This window comes from Streptomyces sp. NBC_01478 (assembly GCF_036227225.1).
Taxonomy (GTDB): Bacteria; Actinomycetota; Actinomycetes; order Streptomycetales; family Streptomycetaceae; genus Streptomyces.
In genome coordinates, this window is the sequence record NZ_CP109444.1 from 5,154,553 (window position 1) to 5,175,215 (window position 20,663).

The 20,663-nt window shown below is 70.2% G+C and carries 13 protein-coding genes; 6 read left to right on the forward strand and 7 right to left on the reverse strand.

The annotated features are described in order from the left end of the window. The first annotated feature begins 141 nt into the window (after positions 1-141). A complete protein-coding gene (locus tag OG223_RS23075) occupies positions 142-2,895 on the forward strand; it encodes a D-alanyl-D-alanine carboxypeptidase (protein WP_329251753.1) in 2,754 nt (917 codons plus the stop codon). Between the two features lie 188 nt (positions 2,896-3,083). After that, entirely contained in the window at positions 3,084-4,940 is a 1,857-nt protein-coding gene (locus OG223_RS23080; protein ID WP_329251755.1) for an MFS transporter, read from the forward strand. On the opposite strand, the gene OG223_RS23085 is transcribed toward OG223_RS23080, so the two are convergent. Continuing rightward, positions 4,941-5,780, reverse strand: a complete 840-nt coding sequence (locus tag OG223_RS23085) for a hypothetical protein (RefSeq protein WP_329251758.1) — start codon at positions 5,778-5,780, stop codon at positions 4,941-4,943. It lies immediately after the preceding gene. 89 nt (positions 5,781-5,869) lie between these two features. Here OG223_RS23085 and OG223_RS23090 point away from each other — a divergent pair, with 89 nt between their 5' ends. Together OG223_RS23090 and OG223_RS23095 are read left to right on the forward strand one after the other, a co-directional pair. Next, positions 5,870-6,658, forward strand: a complete 789-nt coding sequence (locus OG223_RS23090; protein ID WP_329251762.1) for an SDR family oxidoreductase — start codon at positions 5,870-5,872, stop codon at positions 6,656-6,658. 135 nt (positions 6,659-6,793) lie between these two features. Continuing rightward, entirely contained in the window at positions 6,794-8,371 is a 1,578-nt protein-coding gene (locus tag OG223_RS23095; protein WP_329251765.1) for a sodium:solute symporter family protein, read from the forward strand. 3 nt (positions 8,372-8,374) lie between these two features. On the opposite strand, the gene OG223_RS23100 is transcribed toward OG223_RS23095, so the two are convergent. From OG223_RS23100 to OG223_RS23110, 3 genes are all read right to left on the reverse strand, one after another. After that, a complete protein-coding gene (locus tag OG223_RS23100) occupies positions 8,375-9,493 on the reverse strand; it encodes an ADP-ribosylglycohydrolase family protein (RefSeq protein WP_329251767.1) in 1,119 nt (372 codons plus the stop codon). Positions 9,494-11,111: 1,618 nt separating this feature from the next. Next, the gene (locus tag OG223_RS23105) at positions 11,112-11,666 is read right to left on the reverse strand and encodes a hypothetical protein (RefSeq protein ID WP_329251769.1); all 555 of its coding nucleotides are present in this window, start codon (positions 11,664-11,666) and stop codon (positions 11,112-11,114) included. Positions 11,667-11,759: 93 nt separating this feature from the next. After that, positions 11,760-14,345 (reverse strand): bifunctional FO biosynthesis protein CofGH, encoded by a 2,586-nt coding sequence (locus OG223_RS23110; RefSeq protein WP_329251771.1) that lies wholly within the window; start codon positions 14,343-14,345, stop codon positions 11,760-11,762. 240 nt (positions 14,346-14,585) lie between these two features. Here OG223_RS23110 and OG223_RS23115 point away from each other — a divergent pair, with 240 nt between their 5' ends. After that, on the forward strand, positions 14,586-16,115 hold the full coding sequence (locus OG223_RS23115; protein WP_329251774.1) for a CehA/McbA family metallohydrolase: 1,530 nt from the start codon (positions 14,586-14,588) through the stop codon (positions 16,113-16,115). A gap of 9 nt (positions 16,116-16,124) precedes the next feature. On the opposite strand, the gene OG223_RS23120 is transcribed toward OG223_RS23115, so the two are convergent. Beyond that, positions 16,125-16,937, reverse strand: a complete 813-nt coding sequence (locus OG223_RS23120; RefSeq protein WP_329251777.1) for an endonuclease/exonuclease/phosphatase family protein — start codon at positions 16,935-16,937, stop codon at positions 16,125-16,127. 52 nt (positions 16,938-16,989) lie between these two features. Here OG223_RS23120 and OG223_RS23125 point away from each other — a divergent pair, with 52 nt between their 5' ends. Next, positions 16,990-17,382 (forward strand): nitroreductase/quinone reductase family protein, encoded by a 393-nt coding sequence (locus OG223_RS23125; protein ID WP_329251781.1) that lies wholly within the window; start codon positions 16,990-16,992, stop codon positions 17,380-17,382. 37 nt (positions 17,383-17,419) lie between these two features. Here OG223_RS23125 and OG223_RS23130 read toward each other — a convergent pair whose 3' ends face one another. Further along, a complete protein-coding gene (locus tag OG223_RS23130; RefSeq protein WP_329251783.1) occupies positions 17,420-18,871 on the reverse strand; it encodes an aldehyde dehydrogenase family protein in 1,452 nt (483 codons plus the stop codon). A 20-nt stretch (positions 18,872-18,891) separates the two neighbouring features. Next, positions 18,892-20,613 (reverse strand): N-acyl-D-amino-acid deacylase family protein, encoded by a 1,722-nt coding sequence (locus tag OG223_RS23135; RefSeq protein WP_329251786.1) that lies wholly within the window; start codon positions 20,611-20,613, stop codon positions 18,892-18,894. Between the last annotated feature and the right edge of the window lie 50 nt (positions 20,614-20,663).

Consider the following 20,663-nt stretch of genomic DNA (forward strand, 5'->3'; position numbering starts at 1 on the left):
TCGGACAACGGTGTTGATGCGTTGTCCGGACGACGGGTAAGAGATTTTCCAGCTGGCTTTCCAGCTCATTTTGTAGCTGTTTTTGTGGCTAACCCGGTTATCTCGGTCGGTTCGGTTGGACGCACGCTGGACGTGCGGCGCATGGAGGAGGCATCGGTGGCGGGCGAGTCCCCCGACAAGTCGAAGCAGCGCGAGTCGTCGGCAGAACCGACGCCGGGGAGCGCGAGTCCGGTTCCTGAGGCCAGGGGTGAGCGCGATCCCCGGTTGGCGGTGACCCGGGACGACACGGCACCGTCCGCGGCGGTTCAGCGCGGAGGCGTGGATACGGCGACGAAGATCTTCTCGATCCGGGAGCTGCGGACGGAGACGGACCCGGAGACGGACGCCGCCCCCTCCGACGATGCCGAGGCCTCCGAGGGCGGCCCGGAGGGCGATGCGCGGTTGCGGGCGGCCGTGGCGGCCTGGGTGACGTCGGGGTCGGCGGGGGAAAAGCCGACCAGGGACGAGACGGCTGACGCGACTGACGAGACCGAGGACCCGGGGGGCGCTGCTGGCGCCGCTACGGCCGAGGACGGCTCTGAGGGCGACTCCGAGGGCGCTGAGACGCCCGCCGGGGGCCTGGAGGACGGGCCTGGCGAGGACGCGGGGGCAACTTCCGTGACCGACGCCTCCGGCGCCCCTGAGAGCGACGAGGGCGACGAGGGCGACGAGGGCGACGAGGCTCACGATTCGGCTGCCGCCGAGGCCGAGGGTGAGCCGGTCTCCGACGCGGAGGACACTTCCCCGGCGGACAAGACACCCACGGCCGTGAAGACCGACGAGGCCGACGAGGTTGCTGACGCGCACCCTGCCGCCGACTCCGCCTCGGGCGATGCCCCCAAGGCCGACGAGACGGCTGAAGCGGGCCCCGCGGAAGCCGAGGCGGACGCGACCGATGCCGATGCCGATGCCGATGCCGATGCCGGCACCGCGCCGAAGCCCGCCGACGGCAAGTCGCCCGTCGAAGCGACCGACCCGAAGACGGACGACCGTCCGGAGTCCACCGACGGCGAGTCTCCCTCCGACGCGACCGCACCCAAGACGGACGCTCGCCCCAAGCCCGCCGAGGGCAGGGCCACTTCCGACGCGACCGCACCGAAGACCGACAGCCGCCCGGAAACCGCCGAAGGCGACACGGCCGCGGACCCCCGGGTCACCGGCACCACCGGCACCACCGGCACCAAAGACGCCACCCGCCCCCCGAAGGCCGCCGACGGCGATAGCCCCCCACAGGCCCCACCCGCACCCGACAACGCAACCCGCACGGGTGGTGCGGGTGGGAAAACGAAGGCGGGCGATGGCGAAGCCGAGCCCGAGGTCCTCGATCACCCCACCGCCGTCTTCAAGGCCCCCCGCCCGCCCAAGCCCGCGGTGGACCAGCCAACCACCATGCTCAAGGCACCCAAGGTCCCGGAGACCCCCAAGGCCCCCAAGGCTCCGGAGACCCCCGCCGAGCGCACCAGCAAGTTCGTCGCCCTCAAGCCCCTCGACGAGCCCCGCAGGGACACCCCCCGCCCCGACACCACCCGCTCCGTCCCTCACCTCGGCCCCGAACACACCACCCAGCAACCGCTCCCCCCGAAGCCCCCGCTGGACCTCCTCGCCGAACTGACCAACACCCCGCCACCCCCGCAGACCCCGGTCCGCACAGCGATCCGCAGGGTCAAGATCTGGACCCCGCTGGTCCTCCTCCTGGCGATCGTGTTTGCGGTAGTACAGGCTCTGCGCCCGCTCCCGACCCCCGCCCTCACGCTCACCGCCGACGACTCGTACACCTTCGCCGGCACCAAGGCCGACCTCCCGTGGCCGAGCGAGGGCCAGGGCTGGATGGACGTCAACGGCATCGGCACGATGGGCAACTTCGGCAAGCAGACGCCGGTGGCGATCGGCTCCGTGGCCAAGGCGATGACCGCGTACATCGTCCTCAAGGACCACCCGCTCAAGGCCGGCGCGGAGGGCGCGAAGATCACCGTCGACGCGACCGCCGAGAAGGAGGGCGGTTACGACAAGGACGGCGAGTCCACCCTCAACACCGTCAAGGCCGGCGACGTCCTCACCGAGAAGCAGGCGCTGTCGGCGATCATGATCCCGTCGGCGAACAACATCGCGCGTCTGCTGGCCCGTTGGGACGCGGGCTCCGAGGCGGCGTTCATCAAGAAGATGAACGACACGGCCAAGGCGCTGGGGATGACGAACACGACGTACACCGACGCCTCGGGCCTGAAGGAGACCACGGTCTCCACCGCCGAGGACCAGGTGAAGCTGGGCAACCAACTGGTCAAGATCCAGGCCCTGATGGACATCACGAAGCTGCCGAGCTGGATCGACCCGTCCGGCAAGAAGTGGACCAACTACAACCGCCTGGTGCCGTACAACAACTCGCTCGGCATCAAGACCGGTACCACCACCGCGGCCGGCGGCAACCTGCTCTTCGCCGCCACCAAGGAGGTCGGCGGTGAGACGGCCGTCGTCGTCGGCGCGATCCTCGGCCAGCACACCGCGCCGATCATCGACACGGTCAACGCGGTCAGCAAGACGGCGATGCTCGCGGCGCAGGACGCGATGACCTCGGCGAAGATCCTGAAGAAGGGGACCGTGGTCGGGTACGTCGACGACCAGCTCGGCGGTCACACCCCCGTCGTCGTCACCAAGGACGTCGCGGCGGTCGGCTGGGCCGGCCTGAAGGTCGAGCTGTCCTTCGCCCCCGACGCCGTACCGCACACCGCGAAGGCCGGCACCAAGGTGGGCACGCTCACCGTGGGCGACGGTTCGAGCGGCGCGGTCAAGGTGCCGGTCGCTCTCCAGAAGGATCTCGCCGAACCGGCCCTGACCGCCAAGCTGACCCGTCTCGGCTGACCCACCAGGCGATGTACGTCACCGCACCCCGTCGGCCGGGCACCCACCCGGGAGCTCACCGGCGGGGTGCGTGCTAGCGTCGCGAATCGGGGCACGTCGCCGGTCAAGCGGGACGCGGCGTCGAACAGGCCGGGAACGGGACAGGACGCGGCCGAGAACAGAAGACGGGACACGGGGAGTGCCTTCAGGTGGCCACAGCGGAGCCGACACGCGCCGACGATGCCGATCCGGGCCCGGGAGCCGGCCCGCGAATAAAGCTGCCCGCGCACCACGCGGACGACGACGGAACACCTAGCGCAAGCTCCCGGAGCATCCGGTGGGCGCGTCTGATCGACCGCCTCCGCGCCCCCTTCCTCCGCCACCCGGTGATCGGCTTCACGCTGCTCTCCGGCGTCCTCCACGTCGTCTGGTTCTTCACGTTCGCGAACAGTGGCGGCGACCTCGCGGCGCAGGACGCCTGGGCGGAGTTCGTCGGCCGGCATCCGGACTCGGCGTACAACCTCGCCTGGTACGGCGGCATGCACCCGGTGTCGTACAGCGTGGTCTCGCCGTATCTGATGTCGGTCCTCGGTGTCCGTACGACGATGATGATCGCCGGGACGATCTCGGCGGGCCTGCTCACCATGATCCTGATCCGCAGCCGCTCGGTGAAGAACCCGCTGTGGGCCTCCCTCGCGGGTGTCTTCGCGCTGCTGTGCAACGCGGCGTCGGGCCGGGTGACGTACGGCCTGGGCCTGGTGTTCGGGCTCGGCGCGGTGGCCGTCGTCTTCTGCTGGCCCTACCGCTGGCGCTACAAACGGTGGGCGAAGGCCCTGTGCGCGGCCCCGCTGGCGGCGCTCGCGACCATGTCGTCACCGGTGGCCGGGCTGTTCGTCGGGCTGATCGCCGTAGCCCTGTTCCTGCAGAAGCGGCGCCCGGGGGCCTGGGCCCTCGGGCTCGCGCCCGCGGCCGTGGTGGCCGTGTCCGCGTGGCTGTTCCCGTTCTCCGGCACACAGCCGATGCTGTTCGGCTCGATGATCCTGCCGCTGGCGTCCGGGGTGCTGGTCTACTTCCTGGTGCCGCACGAGTGGACGACCGTACGGATCACGGCGGCCGTGTACAGCATCGGCGTCATTCTCGTCTGGCTGGTCAGTTCACAGATCGGCTCGAACATCAGCCGGCTGGCGATGCTGTTCGCCGGGGTGGCGCTGATCGCCGCGCTGCCCTTCGCGGTGCCGCGCTCGCGCAAGTGGTACGTGATCGCGCTGGCCTTCGTCGGCTTCAACGGGTGGATCGGCTTCAAGTCGATCGACGACGTCGTCAACACCGCCCCCGCCGCGTCCTGGTCGCACGAACTCGCGCCGCTCGTCAACGAACTCCAGACGGTCGGCGCCGAGCGCGGTCGCGTCGAGGTCGTCCCGGCCCGCTCCCACATCGAGGCCTCCGCCCTCGCGCCGTACGTCAACCTCGCGCGCGGCTGGAACCGCCAGGCCGACATGGAGCGCAACCCGCTCTTCTACGACGACACGCTCAACTCGGCCAACTACCACGAGTGGCTTCAGCGTTGGGCCGTCCACTACGTCGTGCTGCCCAAGGACGAACCGGACGGCGACGGCGGCGAGCGCGAACGCGCCCTGGTGCAGCGCGGGATGCCGTATCTGAAGCAGGTCTGGGGCGACGCGAACTGGCAGTTGTTCCAGGTCACCGACCCGGCACCGCTCGCCGAGCCGAACGCGGTCGTCGACCGGGCCGAGCAGGGCGAGTTGACCATCGAGGTGAAGAAGAAGGGCCGGATCCTCATCCGCATCCCGTACTCGCCGTGGCTGAGCATCGTCGACGCGAAGGGCAAGAGCCTCAAGCCCCCGCAGGAGACCGACGCGTCCAAGCATCGCGCCGAGGGCACGCCGAAGACGTACGACAACCTCAACGGCTGCCTGACGGAGACGGAGGAGGACTCCAAGGGCGACAAGTGGACGATGTTGCTGGCCCCGAAGGCGGGGACGTACCGGCTGGCGGCGCCGTACCAGTTGCCCCGGGGCACTCCCTGTCCCGATGAACTGAAGTAGTCAGCGAAGCCGGTCCACATACCGGTCCGTGCCCGGCACCGTCGGAATGAACGGTGCCACCAACTCCACCCTCCCCAGCCCCGATTCGGCCACCGGTGTCTCGAGGTCCGCGAAGTACCCCTCCCAGCAGTCCCGCGGATCCGCCTCCAGGAACCACAACAACGTCAGCCGGGTGTCGACCCCTTCCACCTGCTTGACGTAGGTCATGCGGTCGCCCGGCAGCGGGGTCGGCCGGAAGATCGTCACCATCGCGGCCGGGGAACCAGCGAGCCGCTTCGGCAGGTGGCGGGACCGCAGCCACTCCAGCAACTCGGCGCGCTGCTCGGCCGATTCACTGTCGACGACCTCCAACACCAGCCCGGCGTAAGGGTGGTCGAGGGCGTGGAAGTCCCTCGGTCCGGCCGCACCGTCGCGGTAGACGGTCGCCTCGTGGTCCTGGAACGCGGTGAAGACGTGCGTACGGTCCTGGTACACCCGACCGTCCCGATTCAGCCGTTTGTTGATGCCGACGGTCCACTTCATGTGCTCGTCGTAGCGGCCCTCGGTGACCCAGTACGTGGAGAGGTAGCAGCCGGCGGTGACGGGCTGGGCGATCGCCGACTTCTCGGGCCGGCGCAGGAGTTGGAGGTCGCGGGTGGCGACCCAGCGGCGGCCGGCGTACATCCAGGGCATGGCCATCGCGCCCGCGTAGTAGTGGTCGTCCTCGTACCAGCGGTTGTAGGCGTACTCGTGTCCCGGATGCGGTTCGACCATGGTGATCAACGCATGGCCGGGCCGCACCCCGTACGGTCCTACGGCGGCCAGCTCGGCGTACGTCTGGCTGCGGGTGTCCTCAGACATGGGCGCTCCTCCCCTTCCTTCCTCCTCCGGTCGCCCATACTCTGACGCCCCGTCAGAAAATGCGCCAGAGCCAGGTCGGGAGGACTCTCATGTCGCTGCTCGCGGGCAAGACCGTCATCGTGTCGGGGGTAGGGGCCGGACTCGGCCACCAGGTCGCCGCGGCCGTCGTACGGGACGGAGGGAACGCCGTGCTCGGCGCGCGCACGGAGGCGAATCTCGCCAAGTCGGCCGCCGAGATCGATCCCGACGGCGCGCACACGGCGTACCGGGCGACGGACATCACGGACGAGACGCAGTGCGAGGCGCTCGCGGCGGTGGCGCGGGAGCGGTTCGGGCGGATCGACGCGGTGGTCCAGGTCGCCGCGTGGGACAGCTACTTCGGCGGGGTCGAGGACGCGGACTTCGCCACCTGGCAGTCGGTGATGGACGTGAATCTGCTGGGGACACTGAGGATGACGCGGGCGTGCCTGCCGGCCCTGAAGGAGGCCGGCGGGGGCTCGGTGGTGTTCATCGGGACGCAGTCGGCGGTGGCCGCCCCGTCGCAGGTGCGGCAGGCGGCGTACGCGGCGTCGAAGGGGGCGCTGACGAGCGCGATGTACTCGCTGGCAAGGGAGTTGGGGCCGTACCGGATCCGGGTGAACACCGTGCTGCCGGGGTGGATGTGGGGGCCGCCGGTGGAGGCGTACGTGCGGTTCACCGCGCACACGGAGAAGGTGCCGGAGGCGGAGGTGCTGAAGCGGCTGTCCGACCGGATGGCGCTGCCCGAGCTGGCGACGGACGGGGATGTGGCGGACGCGGCGGTGTTCCTGGCGTCGGACCGGGCGCGGTCGATCACGGGCCAGTCGCTGCTGGTCAACGCCGGGGAGCTGATGCGTTGAGTTCATACATGTAAACACGGAACATCAATCCGAACGATTTTACTCCCCCTTGACCTCACGCTTACTTGTCGTGCTCACGCGCGACCGCCCACGATGAGCCCCGGGCTGAACCGGCTCCATCGTGGGAGGGCGCATATGAACGGGCTCGACTGGGCCGTGCTCATCGGCTATTTCGGCGTGATGGTGGCGATCGGTGTGTGGTCGCACAAACGCGTCGACAACGTGAGCGACTTCTTCACGGCCGGCGGAAAGATGCCCTGGTGGCTGTCCGGCATCTCGCACCACATGTCGGGCTACAGCGCGGTGATGTTCACCGGCTACGCGGGCATCGCCTACACCTACGGCGTCACATCCTTCATCACCTGGTCGTTCCCGATCGCGCTGGGCATCGCCGTCGGCTCCAAGCTGTTCGCGCCGCGCATCAACCGGCTGCGCTCACGGCTCCATGTGGCGTCCCCGCTCGAGTACTTGAAGAACCGCTACAACCTGAAGACCCAACAGGCGCTCGCCTGGTCCGGGATGCTGCTGAAGATCGTGGACGTGGCGGCCAAGTGGGCCGCGATCGCCACCCTGTTGTCCGTCTTCACCGGGGTGTCCCTGAACCAGGGCATCCTCATCACCGGCGCCATCACCGCGGTCTACTGCACGATCGGCGGCCTGTGGGCGGACGCGCTGACCGAACTCGGCCAGTTCGTCATCCAGTTGCTCGCCGGCGTCTCCATGTTCGTGGCGGTCGTACTGAAGCTGAACGACAAGGGCATCGGATTCCTCGGCGCCTGGGACGAACCGGCACTCCAGGGCCACGGCAAACCGCTCGTCGGCCCCTACGGCACGGTGTTCCTCCTCGCGTTCCTCTTCATCAAGCTCTTCGAGTACAACGGCGGCATGCTCAACCAGGCCCAGCGCTACATGGCCACCAGGAGCCCCCACGAGGCCGAGCGTTCGGCCCGGCTGTCGGCGGCACTGTGGCTGATCTGGCCGACGGTCCTGTTCTTCCCCATGTGGATGTCACCGCTCCTGGTCCACGCGCAGAAGCCGGACGGCTCCGACTCCTACGGCCTGATGACCGAACAACTGCTGCCACACGGCCTGTTGGGCCTGGTGGTCGTCGGCTTCTTCTCGCACACGATGGCGATGTGCTCGTCCGACGCGAACGCGATCGCGGCCGTCTTCACGAGGGACGTGGCCCCGGTCGTGTCGGCCAAGGCCCGTGCGTGGAACGACCGTTCGGGCCTGATCGCGGCCCGCGTCACCACGGTCGTCTTCCTCGGCCTGTCGATGGCGGTGGCGACGCAGGTCAACTCGCCCACGTTCAAGGACATCATCACCATCGTCATCAAGTGGGTCGCGGGCCTGATGGGCCCGATCGCGATCCCGATGATGCTGGGTCTGCTCCGCCCCTTCCGCAAGTCCGGCCCCACGGCGGCGCTGACGAGCTGGGCGGCGGGCCTGCTGGCCTTCTGGCTGGTCAACTACCCCATCAACTGGGAGATCGACGGCGGGGTCCCGCTCCAGTACCAGGTGTCGATCCCGCTCGCGGTCTCCCTGATCCTCTACATCCTGATCGGCTACGTGAAACCCGAGGACACCCCGGAACGGGACGCGCTGATCGAGAAGATCAACGGCGGCGGGGACGACGACGGCGAGGCGGCGGCGGTCGCCGTACCGGCGCAGGCGGGGGTGGAGGACGACGTGGTGGGCAGGCAGTCGTAGCGGCTAGTTCCCGCGCGGATACCGGGCGATCCATCCCGGGGCGGATCCGGCCGGCCCGTGCAACGCGGGCCCCTGGGTCATCTCCACGGCGAAGTCGTCCGCGAGCACGAGCAGTGTGGGACGGCCCTCCAGTTCGGCCAGCCAGGCCGGCGGGAGGGCCGTCTCGCCGTGCAACGCCCCGAGCAGCCCACCGGTGAGCGCCCCGGCGACCCCGGAGGGCCCACCGTGATTCACGGCCAGACACAATCCGTGCCGTACGTCCTCCCCCACGAGCGCGCAGTAGACGGCCCCCGCGAGCACCCCTTCCGCACTCCCCTCCCCCACCAGCTCCTCGACCCGTCCGGAGGTGGGCATGCCCTGCCGTACGGCACCGAGAGCACGCTGAAGACCGTCGGACACGGGGTGATGCCCGGGCCGGGCGGCCAGTAGGGCGAGCGCCCGCTGTACGGCGGAGTCGAGGCTCTCCCCCCGCGCCAGCCCGTGCACGATGACGGCGTAGGCACCGGCCGAGAGATACCCGACGGGATGCCCATGGGTCTGCGCGGCACACTCCACGGCAAGCTGCATCACAAGCTGAGGCTCCCACCCCACCAACAGCCCGAAGGGCGCGGAACGGGCGACGGCCTCACCCCCCACCTCACCGGGGTTCTTGGGCGCGTCTAGAGTCCCCATCCGCTCGTCCCCAAACCCCAACAAACAGGCCCGAGTTGGATCCCGCCGAGCGTAAAGCCACTCCTCGCGCGCGAGCCACCCGTCATCCTTACGACGCTCATCGGGCCCCCAGTCGTGCTGAGTGGCCGCCCACCGCAGATAGGCCCGATGCAGATCGGTCGGCGGATGCCAGGCCCCGGTGTCCCTCCTCACCTGCGCCCGGATCAACCCGTCCACGCTGAAGAGAGTGAGCTGCGTGAGATGCGTGACGGCCCCGCGCCGCCCGTACCCGAACGCCAGATCTACGACGCCCTCCGCACCGTAGGCCTCCCGGATCTCGTCGATCGCCAACAGGTCGACAGGCGCACCGAGCGCGTCCCCCACCGCGGCCCCGAGCAGCGTCCCCCGCACCCGACTCCGAAAATCCTGCTGCTCGACCCGGCCCCAGACGGCCCCGGTTGCCGTACTCACCAAGGCCTCCTCGGGCTCCGTCCGTACGTACGAGTCAGTTCAGCACTGTAATCGAACGGGGACGGTGGGTTGAGGGGGTGGCCGGGGTGTACGGGGAGCTGGAGCGCCCGGCGTTTCCATGTGACCGTTGGGCCACTCGCTTCTTGGCCAGTGTCGGGCTTCCACGGCCCGAGTAAAGGGCGCTCCCTGCGGTCGCGTCGGCTACGCCGATTCCGCTCCGCTCCACCCTTGACACGGCCCGCTCCAGCCCGTTTCAGAAGCGAGCGAGCAGCCCGGAGGAATGGGGGCCGAGGTATGAGTTCCCTTGCCTGTAGTGCGTTCTGGGCCGGGGTGAGGGGACGCGCTCGCGCCTCGCCAGCACGCCGGGCCGACTTAGCGGCCAACCCCCGGTGGGGACTTCCGCACGAGACTCCGGGGCTCCGCGCATGCGCGCGCAGGGGCGCGTTCGCGTCTCGCCTGCACGCCGGGCAGGCTCGGCGGCCAACCCCCGGTGGGGACTTCCGGAGCAAGACTCCGGACCTGCGTGCGCAGGGGCGCGCTGGCGCCTCGCCAGCACGCCGGGTCGGCTCGGCGGCCAACCCCTGGTGGGGACTTCGGTACGAGCACTCCGGGGCCTGCGGACGCAGAGGCGCGATCACGCCTCGCCAGCACTCCGGGCAGGCTCAGCGGCCAACCCCGGTGGGGCTTCCGCACGAGACCCCGAACCCGCCCGCGATTCCGTATGAAGCCCCCGGGCCTGCGCGAGCAGGGGCGCGGTCGCGCCTCGCCGGCACACCGGATCGGTCGACTCAGCGGCCAACGGCTGGTGGGCGTCGGGTGGGTGCTGGAGGCTGGGGGTAAAACTAACCACCGTCACGGGCTTTGACCGGTTAGGAAAGACCCCAGCTTCCAGACAGGACAAGGTCGGCGGCGGGAAGGAAGCCCCGGGGGCGAAGGCTGCCGGGGCCGGGAAATGCCATACCTCGACCCCCGACCCTCACATTTCTACGGACCGGCGCCCCGGGCGAGAGACTCGATCGGCGAACGAGGCCCACCGGCCGGGCCCCAACCAGCCCAGGACAGCCCAGGATGGCCGAGCCCAGCCCAGGACAGCTCAGCGCAGGACCGACCGACTGCCTCAGGCCCACCCTCCTGCCCCGGAACCTCCCTGCCGACCCGGAGTCCTCCTGCCGACCCGTCGTCTTCTTGCGAAGTTCCCACCAGGGGTTGGCCGCCGAGCCGACCCGGCGTGCGGGCGAGACGCGACCGCGACCCTGCGCACGCAGGCCCGCAGCCTCGGAGTCCCGTACGGAAGTCCCCACTCGCCGTTGGCCGCTAAGCCGGCCCGGCGTGCAGGCGAGGCGCGAACGCGTCCCCCTCACCCCGGCCCAGAACGCAGTACCGGCAAGGGAACTCATACCTCGGCCACCCATTCCTCCGGGCCGCTCGCTCGCTTCTCAAACGGGCTGGAGCGGACCGAGTCAAGGGTGGAGCGCAGCGGAATCGGCGTAGCCGACGCGACCGCAGGGAGCGCCCTTTACTCGGGCCGTGGAAGCCCGACACTGGCAAAGAAGCGAGTGGCCCAACCCGCACATCACAGCGCAGGGCCACACCAACCCCCACACCCAACCCCGCCCAGCTACTTGACCACGATCACCTTCGTGCTCGTCGTCCCGAACACCCACAACGCCGCCCCGTCCGCCTTACCCATACGCACCCCACCCGTCTCCTTGCCCACAGCAGGCGGCGGCGAGGAGCCGTCCACCGCGTTGGAGAAGGCGATGTTGAGGCCGGACTTGGTGGCGAAGTAGACGATGTTCTCGATCTGGACGCCGTCGGAGCCGGTCGTGGCGTCCTTGCGGACGGAGACCGTGTACGTGCCCGGGTCAGGGCTCACCGTGCCCGGCCAGACCGCGAACGTACGGCCGGCCTTGTCGCTCGCGTCGACCAGCCAGACCCGTTTCTGCCCCACGGCGTAGACGATGCGCCGCCCGGTCCCGGAGGAGGCCGGTACCGCGGCGGCCGTCACGTGCGGCTTCGGGGACGTGGACGCGTGCGCGGACGCCGAGGCGTTCGGGCGGGCGGCGGCGGGCGCCTTCGGGTGCGGGCCCTTGTTGGCCTGGACGGCCAGGACCGTGACCGCGGCGATCGCTCCCACCGTCAGACCGGTCACCCAGACCTTGGAGGCAGGCACGGGCACGCATCTCCTCAGCTACTCACAGCCCCCACATCCCGATCGAACAGGGGTCGGATCATCGTACCGGCCCCCATCCAACCCTCCTCCCGCTCAGTCCAGCACCGGCAGCAGCTCCGGCAGATGCCCGTCCGAGACGGACGCCGTCCGCTGCCGCTCCTCCGGCACCTCGCCGTAGAGGGTGGTGCGCGGTCGCGCCGGGCGGCCCGCCAGTTCCGCCACGGCGATCAGGTCCCGCACCGACTTGTACGAGCCGTACGACGAACCCGCCATCCGCGAGATCGTCTCCTCCATCAACGTGCCACCGAGGTCGTTCGCCCCGGAGCGCAGCATCTCCGCCGCCCCCTCCGAGCCCAACTTCACCCAGCTCGTCTGGATGTTGGGGATGTGCGGGTGGAGGAGCAGCCTCGCCATAGCCACCACCGCCCTGTTGTCCCGCATCGTCGGGCCCGGGCGCGCGATCCCCGCCAGGTACACCGGCGCGTTCGTGTGGATGAACGGCAGCGTCACGAACTCCGTGAAACCGCCTGTGCGTTGCTGGATGGAGGCAAGGGTTCGCAGGTGGCCCAGCCAGTGTCTCGGCTGATCCACGTGGCCGTACATCATCGTCGACGACGAACGGATGCCCAACTCGTGTGCCGTCGTGACGACTTCGATCCAGGTCGCCGTCGGCAGCTTGCCCTTCGTCAGGACCCACCGCACCTCGTCGTCGAGGATCTCCGCCGCCGTGCCGGGGATGGTGTCGAGTCCCGCCTCCTTCGCCGCCGTCAGCCACTCGCGGATGGAGAGGCCGGTGCGCGTCGCGCCGTTCACCACCTCCATGGGGGAGAACGCGTGGACGTGCATTCCGGGGACGCGTTCCTTCACCGCCTTCGCGATGTCGAAGTACGCCGTGCCGGGCAGGTCGGGGTGGATACCGCCCTGCATGCAGACCTCGACTGCCCCGACTTCCCAGGCCTGTTGGGCGCGGTCCGCCACCTGGTCCAGGGAGAGGGTGTAGGCGTCCGCGTCCGTACGGCGCTGTGCGAAGGCGCAGAAACGGCAGCCCGTGTAGCAGACGTTCGTGAAGTTGATGTTCCGCGTGACGATGTACGTCACCTCGTCCCCGACCACCGACTTCCGCACGTCGTCCGCGATCCGCGTCAGCGCGTCCAGCGCCGGACCGTCCGCGTGCAGCAGGGCGAGGGCCTCCGCGTCGGTCAGCTTCGTGGGGTCGCCGGCCGCCGTCGCCAGTGCCTGCCGTACGTCCGTGTCGATGCGCTCGGGGACCATGCCGGGCGCCGCCGCCTCGCGCAGGGCGGCCCAGTCGCCGTAGACCTCGTCGAAGTCGTCACGGCGGTCGGACGTACGGCCCTCCGTGTCGATCGTGGTGTGGAGATCCGTGCGGCCGGAGGACACGAACGCCTCCTCCGGCTCCTGCCACGCGTGGCCCTCCACGACCGCATCGGGAAGGGCCAGGCCCGTCTCCGGGTCCGCCAGTGCCCGTACGTGCGGCAGCAGGCGCGGGTCCAGCCAGGGTTCGCCCCGGCCCACGAACTCCGGGTACACACAGAGGCGTTCGCGGAGTTCGAAGCCCGCCTCCGCCGACTCCTCGCGCAGCAACTCGATCTGCGGCCACGGGCGTTCGGGGTTCACGTGGTCGATGGTGAGAGGAGACACCCCGCCCCAGTCGTCGATGCCCGCGCCGATCAGTCGCTTGTACTCCGAGTCGACGAGGTTGGGGGGTGCCTGGAGGCAGGCGGACGGGCCCATGATGTGGCGCGCGACCGCGACCGTCGCCACCAGTTCGTCGAGTTCCGCGTCCGGCATGCCGCGCATCGCCGTGTCCGGCTTGGCGCGGAAGTTCTGGATGATCAGTTCCTGGATGCCGTGGTAGGACCGGGAGATCTTGCGGAGCGCGAAGAGGGAGTCCGCGCGCTCCTCGTACGTCTCGCCGATGCCGATCAGGATGCCGGAGGTGAAGGGGACGGACGAACGGCCCGCGTCCTCCAACACCCGCAGGCGCACGGCGGGTTCCTTGTCCGGGGAGCCGTAGTGCGGGGCGCCGGGCTCGGACCAGAGCCGGGTCGCCGTCGTCTCCAGCATCATGCCCATGGACGGAGCCACCGGCTTCAGGCGCTGGAAGTCCGTCCAGGTCATCACCCCGGGGTTGAGGTGCGGGAGCAGGCCCGTCTCCTCCAAGATGCGGATGGAGATGGCGCGGACGTACGCGATCGTGTCGTCGTAGCCGTGCGCGTCGAGCCACTCGCGCGCCTCCGGCCAGCGGTCCTCGGGCTTGTCGCCGAGGGTGATCAGGGCTTCCTTGCAGCCGAGGGCCGCGCCCTTGCGCGCGATGTCGAGGACCTCGTCCGGGGACATGAACATCCCGTGGCCGGCGCGGCGGAGCTTGCCGGGGACGGTGACGAAGGTGCAGTAGTGGCACTTGTCGCGGCACAGGCGGGTGAGGGGGACGAAGACGCTCTTGGAGTACGTGATCACGCCGGGGCGGCCGGCCGCGTCGAGGCCCGCGTCGCGCACCCGGGCGGCGGACGCGGTGAGGTCGTCCAGGGCCTCGCCGCGCGCCTGGAGCAGCACCGCCGCCTCCGTCACGTCGAGGGCGACGCCGTCACGGGCCCGTTTGAGGGCGCGACGCATGGAGTTCTCGGTCGGGCCGGTTCCGGAGCTCGCGGGAGTCGTCATCCTTCGAGCATACGATCGGTGTGATCAGGCCAAAGAGGGGCGCCCGATTCGTTCCGTCCGGGCAGATCGTTACACGGTGTCACTGGCGGCGGGAGCGCTCCGGCCCCGCCCGTGCCGACTCCGGTTTCCCGACACCCGCCGATTCCCTTTCCTTGCACGGGAGTTCACAGCCGACTAGCAGAGTCGTACGGGTCACCTCCGCACCGTCCCTGTCACTGTCGACACCTCGGGAGCAGCAGCATGTGCGACGACGATCACGGAAACGGCATCAATCGGCGCGCTCTGTTCGTGACGGGCGCCACCGCCGCGCTTACGTTGGGAAGCGTGACCTTCGCGAGCGGTGCGGCGACCCCGGCGAGCGGCGCCCAGGAGACGCGGACGGTACGGGGCACGCTCCCGACCGGTTCGCCCGACTATGTGTATGTGCCGGTCGAGGTCCCCACGGGGGTCGCCGAGATCAAGGTGGCGTACACGTACGACAAGCCGTCCGTGCCGGCCGGCACCCAGGGCAACGCGCTCGACATCGGCATCTTCGACCAGCACGGCACGGACCTGGGCGGCCGGGGTTTCCGCGGCTGGTCGGGCGGGGCGCGCTCGGAGTTCTTCCTCCGGGTGGACGACGCGACGCCCGGTTATCTCCCCGGCCCGGTGCACGCCGGCGTCTGGCACATCGCGCTGGGCCCGTACACGGTGTCCCCGCAGGGGCTGTCGTACGAGCTCACGATCACGCTCACCTACGGCGAACCGGGTGTCGCGCCGCGGCCGGTGTATCCGCCGGAGCGGGCGAAGGGGCGCGGGCGGGCCTGGTACCGGGGTGACTGCCATCTGCACTCCTGGTACTCGGACGGGCGCCGCACCCCCGCCGAGATCGCGGCGCTGGCGCGGGCGGCGGGCCTGGACTTCATCAACTCCTCCGACCACAACACCCAGTCCTCGCACCCCCATTGGGCCCCGGAAGCGGGCGACGACCTGCTGATCATGCTGGGTGAGGAGGTGACGACGCGCAACGGTCACGTCGTCGCCCTCGGCACCGAGCCCGGCACCTTCGTCGACTGGCGTTACCGGGCGCGCGACAACCGTTTCGGACGGTTCGCCCGTGAGATCCGCCGGGCCGGCGGCCTGGTCGTGCCCGCCCATCCGCACGCCACCTGCATCGGCTGCGCCTGGAAGTTCGGCTTCGGCGAGGCGGACGCCGTCGAGGTGTGGAACGGGCCGTACACGCCGGACGACGAGGTCGCCCTGGCCTCCTGGGACGCGACGCTGGTGGCAGCCGTGAAAGAAGAGCGGGAGTGGCTTCCGGCCATGGGCAACAGCGACGCCCATCGCGACCCGGACGCGGTCGGTCTGCCCCAGACCGTCGTGCTGGCCGAGGACCTGACGCGGGAGGCGATCCAGGACGGTATCCGCGCGGGCCGTTCCTACGTCTCCGAGTCCAAGAACCTCTCCCTCACCTTCACCGCGTCCGGCGGCCGGGCCCAACACGCGGGAATCGGCGAGCGGTTGAGCGTCGACGCGGACACCCCGGTCACGCTACGGCTGGAAGCCACCGGCGCCCCGCGCTGCACCGTCCGCTTCGTGACCGACCAGGGGGTCCTGTTCACCAGCGATCCGCTGTCCGTCTCCGGGGCGGGGACCGTGGAGTGGCACACGACGGCGTCCTACGCGGCGTACGTACGGGCCGAGTTGAGGCACGAGACGGCGGCGGGAACGGTACCGGGGGCGCTGGCGGCGTTCACGAACCCGATCTTCCTGGGCGAAGCCAAGCGGTGAACCGGTGAACTAGGCGCTCAGGTCCACGACGACGGCCGCGTGGTCGGTCGGCCACACCCCGTCGACCGGCCCGTCCCCCGCCCGCCGTACGCCCCGTATGTGCCCGGGCGCGCCCCGCTCCATCGGCTCCACGAAGACGTAGTCGATACGGACGCCGGGCCCGAACGTGCCCGCCACGTACGGGTTCGCGAGGTCCCAGGTGACCGAAGGGGCCCCCGGCCCGGCGAAGTCCCAAGCGTCCATGAGGACTTGGCCGGGCACGGCCGGTGCCGTCCGGTACCCGCCGAACAGCCGGACCTCGTCCGAGTCCGGCCAGGCGTTGAAGTCGCCGGTGACGACGGCCGGGAAGGGCCCGTCACCACGGTGGGCGGCGACGAACTCCGCGAGCGCTGTGACCTGTTGGCACCGTACGGCCGAGGCCTCGACGGCGGAGGAGAGGTGGGCGGTGAAGAAGGGGACGCGGTACCCCGGCGCGTCCAGCCCCGCGTACAAAGCGGTCCGGCCGCCGTCTCCGGCCCCGGCCGGCAGCGGCAGTACGGCCCGCTCGGCGACGGGCCAACGGCTGAGGACGGCGTTGCCGATACCGACGGTCGGGTCGCCGAGTCGCCGCTGCCAGAACCCGGGGTCGTGGGAGGCTCCCCAGGTCCAGTGCATACCGAGTTCCCCGGCAAGCCACGCGGCGAGATTCGCACCGTCGGCGTCCCACACCTCCTGCAACCCGACCACATCGGGCTCGAGCTCCCGCAACACGGCGAGAATCGCCTTCTGCCGGGCCTCCCAGGGCCCGTACCGCCACCACAGGTTCCACGTCACGATACGCACGGGATCATTGAAGTCCACGGACGCAGCCAGCCGACAGGAGATCCGGAAACCGATGCCGAGCACTCCCGAGACCAAGTACCGCAATGTCACGCGAATCCAACGCGTGCTGAACTCGGTCACCCGCCGCCTCCCCACCCAGACCGTCCTGGAGACCACCGGCCGCGTCTCCGGCCGGCCCCGCCGCACCCCGCTCGGCGGCCGCCGGGTCGGCAACACCTTCTGGCTGGTCTCGGAGTTCGGCGAACTCTCCCACTACGTCCGCAACATCAAGGCGAACCCGGAGGTCCGGGTCCGCATCATGGGTCGCTGGCACACCGGCACGGCCCACCTCCTCCCCGACGACGACCCGCAGGCCCGCCTGCGCACCCTGCCCCGCTTCAACAGCACGGCGGTGAAGGCGATGGGGTCGAGCCTGCTGACGGTACGGGTGGATCTGCGGGACTGAGGCCGAGGGAACGGACGGAACTACGGGAGACCTGGTCTCACCCGGGCCACACGATCGCCTGCACCTCGCTGTACGCGTGCAGCGCGTACGACCCCACGTCCCGTCCGACCCCGCTCTTCTTGAACCCGCCGAACGGCGCCTCCATGTTGCGGCCCACGGTGTTGACCCCCACCCCGCCGGCCCGCAGCAGCCGGGCCACCCGGAAGGCGCGGGCCACGTCCGCGGACCAGACGTAGTCGATGAGGCCGTAGTCGCTGTCGTTGGCGAGGGCGATGCCCTCCTCCTCCTCGTCGAAGGGGACGACCACGACGACGGGCCCGAAGATCTCCTCACGGACGACCCGCATCTCGGCGGTGCAGTCGGCCAGGACGGTGGGGGCGACATGGAACCCCGGCCCGTCGGACGGCCGTTCGCCGCCCGCGACGACCACCGCCCCTTCCTTCCGGCCCAGTTCGACGTACGACTCGACGCGCTCCCGGTGGGACGCCGAGATCACCGGCCCGACCACCGTCTCCGGCGAACGCGGGTCCCCGACCTTCAACCGGCCCGCGTACACGCCCAGTTGCTCGACCAGACGGTCATACACGCCCCGTTGGGCCAGCACCCGAGTCGGCGCCGTACAGATCTGTCCGCTGTAGAAGGAGAAGGTCGTACCGATCCCGGACACGGCGGCGGCGAGGTCCGCGTCGTCGAAGACGACGGCCGCCCCCTTCCCGCCCAGTTCCATCAACTGCCGCTTCATGTCCCGCCCGCACACCTCGGCGATCCGCTGCCCGACGGCCGTGGACCCGGTGAAGCTGACCATGTCGACGTCCGGCGACTCCACGGCCGCCTCCCCGACCTCCACCGCCTGTCCGTTGACCACGTTCACGACCCCGCGTGGCACCCCGGCCGCCTCCAGCGCCTCCGCCATCCGGTAGACGGACAACGGATCCTGCGGGGCCGGTTTCACGACCACCGTGTTGCCCATGGCGAGGGCGGGGGCGATCTTCCCGGCGGGGTTCGCCCAGGGGTTGTTGTACGACGTGATGCAGGTGACGACGCCGACCGGCTGCCGTACGGCGAGCGCGCCCATGACGGCCGCCCGCCCGAACGGCCCGGCCTCGTTGACCTGCGGCGGGATCGCCCACTCGGCCGGTTCCACGGTCGCGTACCGCCGGAACCGGGCGGCGGCCACGCCCACTTGCATGCCCCGCGCGGTCCCGGTCGTGGCACCGGTCTCCGCCTGGGCGAGTTCGGCGTACGGCACCAGTCGGCCACGGACGAGGTCCGCCGCCCGCCCCAGGATCGCCGCGCGCTCCTCGGCCGGCGTACGCGACCACGTCCCGAAGGCCTCCCGGGCGGCGGCGGCAGCGGCGAACACCTGCGCCCGCGAGGCCTCCGGCGCCCATCCCACGGTCTCCTCGGTGGCGGGATCGACCACGGCGTAGTGCCCACCGTCGGGCTCGACCCACTCCCCACCGACGAACAACCGCTGACCGTCGGCCACTTGAGAACCGCCCGGGGAACTCACCTGGTGCTCACCGTCCTGGTGTCCCGCCCCGACCGCAGCACCCGCCCCGGCACGGACCCGCTCACCACGTCGCCCCGGAGGGCCTCAACCCCGTTGACCCATACGGCGGTTATGCCGATCGCCTTGGAGTCCAGGCGCGGACTGTCACCCGGCAGGTCGTGCACCAGGGTGGCCTTGCCGGCGTCGATCCGTTCCGGGTCGAAGAGCACCAGGTCCGCATGCCACCCCTCCCGCAACCGACCGCGTTCCCGCAGCCCGAACAACCGAGCCGGATCATCGGTCAGCATCTTCACCGCCTGCTCAAGCCCCACCAGCTTCCGCCCGCGCAGACAGTCCCCGATGAACCGCGTCGTGTACGGCGCCCCGCACATCCGGTCCAGATGCGCCCCCGCGTCGGACCCACCGAGCAGGACGTCCTCGTGCTGCCAGGTCTCGGCGCGCAGCGCCCAGGAGGCCGGATCGTTGTCGGAGGGCATCGGCCACAACACCGTCCGCAACTCGTCGGCCGCACAGATCTCGACCAGACACTCGAAGGGCTCCTGCCCGCGCTCGGCGGCGATGTCCTTCACCACCCGACCGGTGAGCCCCTCGTTGGCCGCGCTGTACGTATCCCCGATCACATACCGCCCGAAGTTCGCGAGCCGCCGGAAGACGCCCGCCTCCTTGCTGTTGGCGCTCCGCAGCATCTCGGCCCGTACGTCGGGCTCCCGCAACTTGGCGATCCGCTCCGGCACGGGGAGGCTCAGGATCGGCCCCCACCCGGGTATCAGGTTCAGCGCGCAGAAGGTGCCGAGGGACATGTTCATCGGCGTGAGGATCGGCATGGTCAGCGCGACGACCCGGCCCCCGGCCTTCCGCGCCCGCTCACTCGCGAACAACTGCCGGGGCACGCGTTCGGGAACGGCGGCGTCGATGGTCAACACGTTCCAGTTCAACGGCCGCCCCGCCACCGCACTCATGTCGACGAACAGATCGATCTCGGCGTCACTGAACTGATCCAGACACCCGGCGACGATCGCCTCGATCTGCGTCCCTTCGTGCTCCCCGACGGCCCGTGAGAGGGCCAGCAGTTCCTCCGGGCGGGCGTGCCGGGAGGCGACCGGCTGTCCGTCGCCGTCCGAGTGCGTGGAGGACTGGGTGGTGGAGAAACCCCAGGCACCCGCGTCCATGGCATCGTGCAACAGCCGTACGATCTCGGCGAGTTGCTCCTCACTGGGCTGCCCGCCGACCGCGTCCGGCCCCATCACGTACCGGCGCAGGGCACAGTGCCCGACCATGAACCCGGCGTTGACGGCGATCCGCCCTTCCAGCGCGTCCAGATACTCCCCGAACCCACGCCAGCTCCAGGGCGCCCCCTCCTCCAGCGCGACCAGCGACATCCCCTCGACCTTGGACATCATCCGACGCGTGTAGTCGGCGTCCCCCGGCTTCAACGGCGCGAGCGTGAACCCACAGTTCCCGGCGGCGACGGTCGTCACCCCGTGATTGAGGGAGGGCGTCGCGTACGGGTCCCAGAAGAGCTGGGCGTCGTAGTGGGTATGGGGGTCCACGAACCCGGGCGCGAGAACGAGACCGTGCGCGTCCTCGCTGGTACGGGATTCCTCAACCACCGTACCGATCAAGGCAATCCGACCATCCCGTATACCGACGTCGGCGACGAATGCGGGCGAGCCGGTCCCGTCAACAACCGTCGCCCCTTTGATGACGTGATCGAGCACGAGCCTTGCCTCCTCAAGCATGCGATGCGCTGACCGACCTGCTTTTTAGG

Coding starts and splice junctions, on each gene's coding strand:
- OG223_RS23075 (WP_329251753.1), top strand. CDS start 142: ATGGAGGAGGCATCGGTGGCGGGCGAGTCCCCCGACAAGTCGAAGCAG.
- OG223_RS23085 (WP_329251758.1), bottom strand. CDS start 5,780: ATGTCTGAGGACACCCGCAGCCAGACGTACGCCGAGCTGGCCGCCGTA.
- OG223_RS23090 (WP_329251762.1), top strand. CDS start 5,870: ATGTCGCTGCTCGCGGGCAAGACCGTCATCGTGTCGGGGGTAGGGGCC.
- OG223_RS23095 (WP_329251765.1), top strand. CDS start 6,794: ATGAACGGGCTCGACTGGGCCGTGCTCATCGGCTATTTCGGCGTGATG.
- OG223_RS23110 (WP_329251771.1), bottom strand. CDS start 14,345: ATGACGACTCCCGCGAGCTCCGGAACCGGCCCGACCGAGAACTCCATG.
- OG223_RS23115 (WP_329251774.1), top strand. CDS start 14,586: ATGTGCGACGACGATCACGGAAACGGCATCAATCGGCGCGCTCTGTTC.
- OG223_RS23125 (WP_329251781.1), top strand. CDS start 16,990: ATGCCGAGCACTCCCGAGACCAAGTACCGCAATGTCACGCGAATCCAA.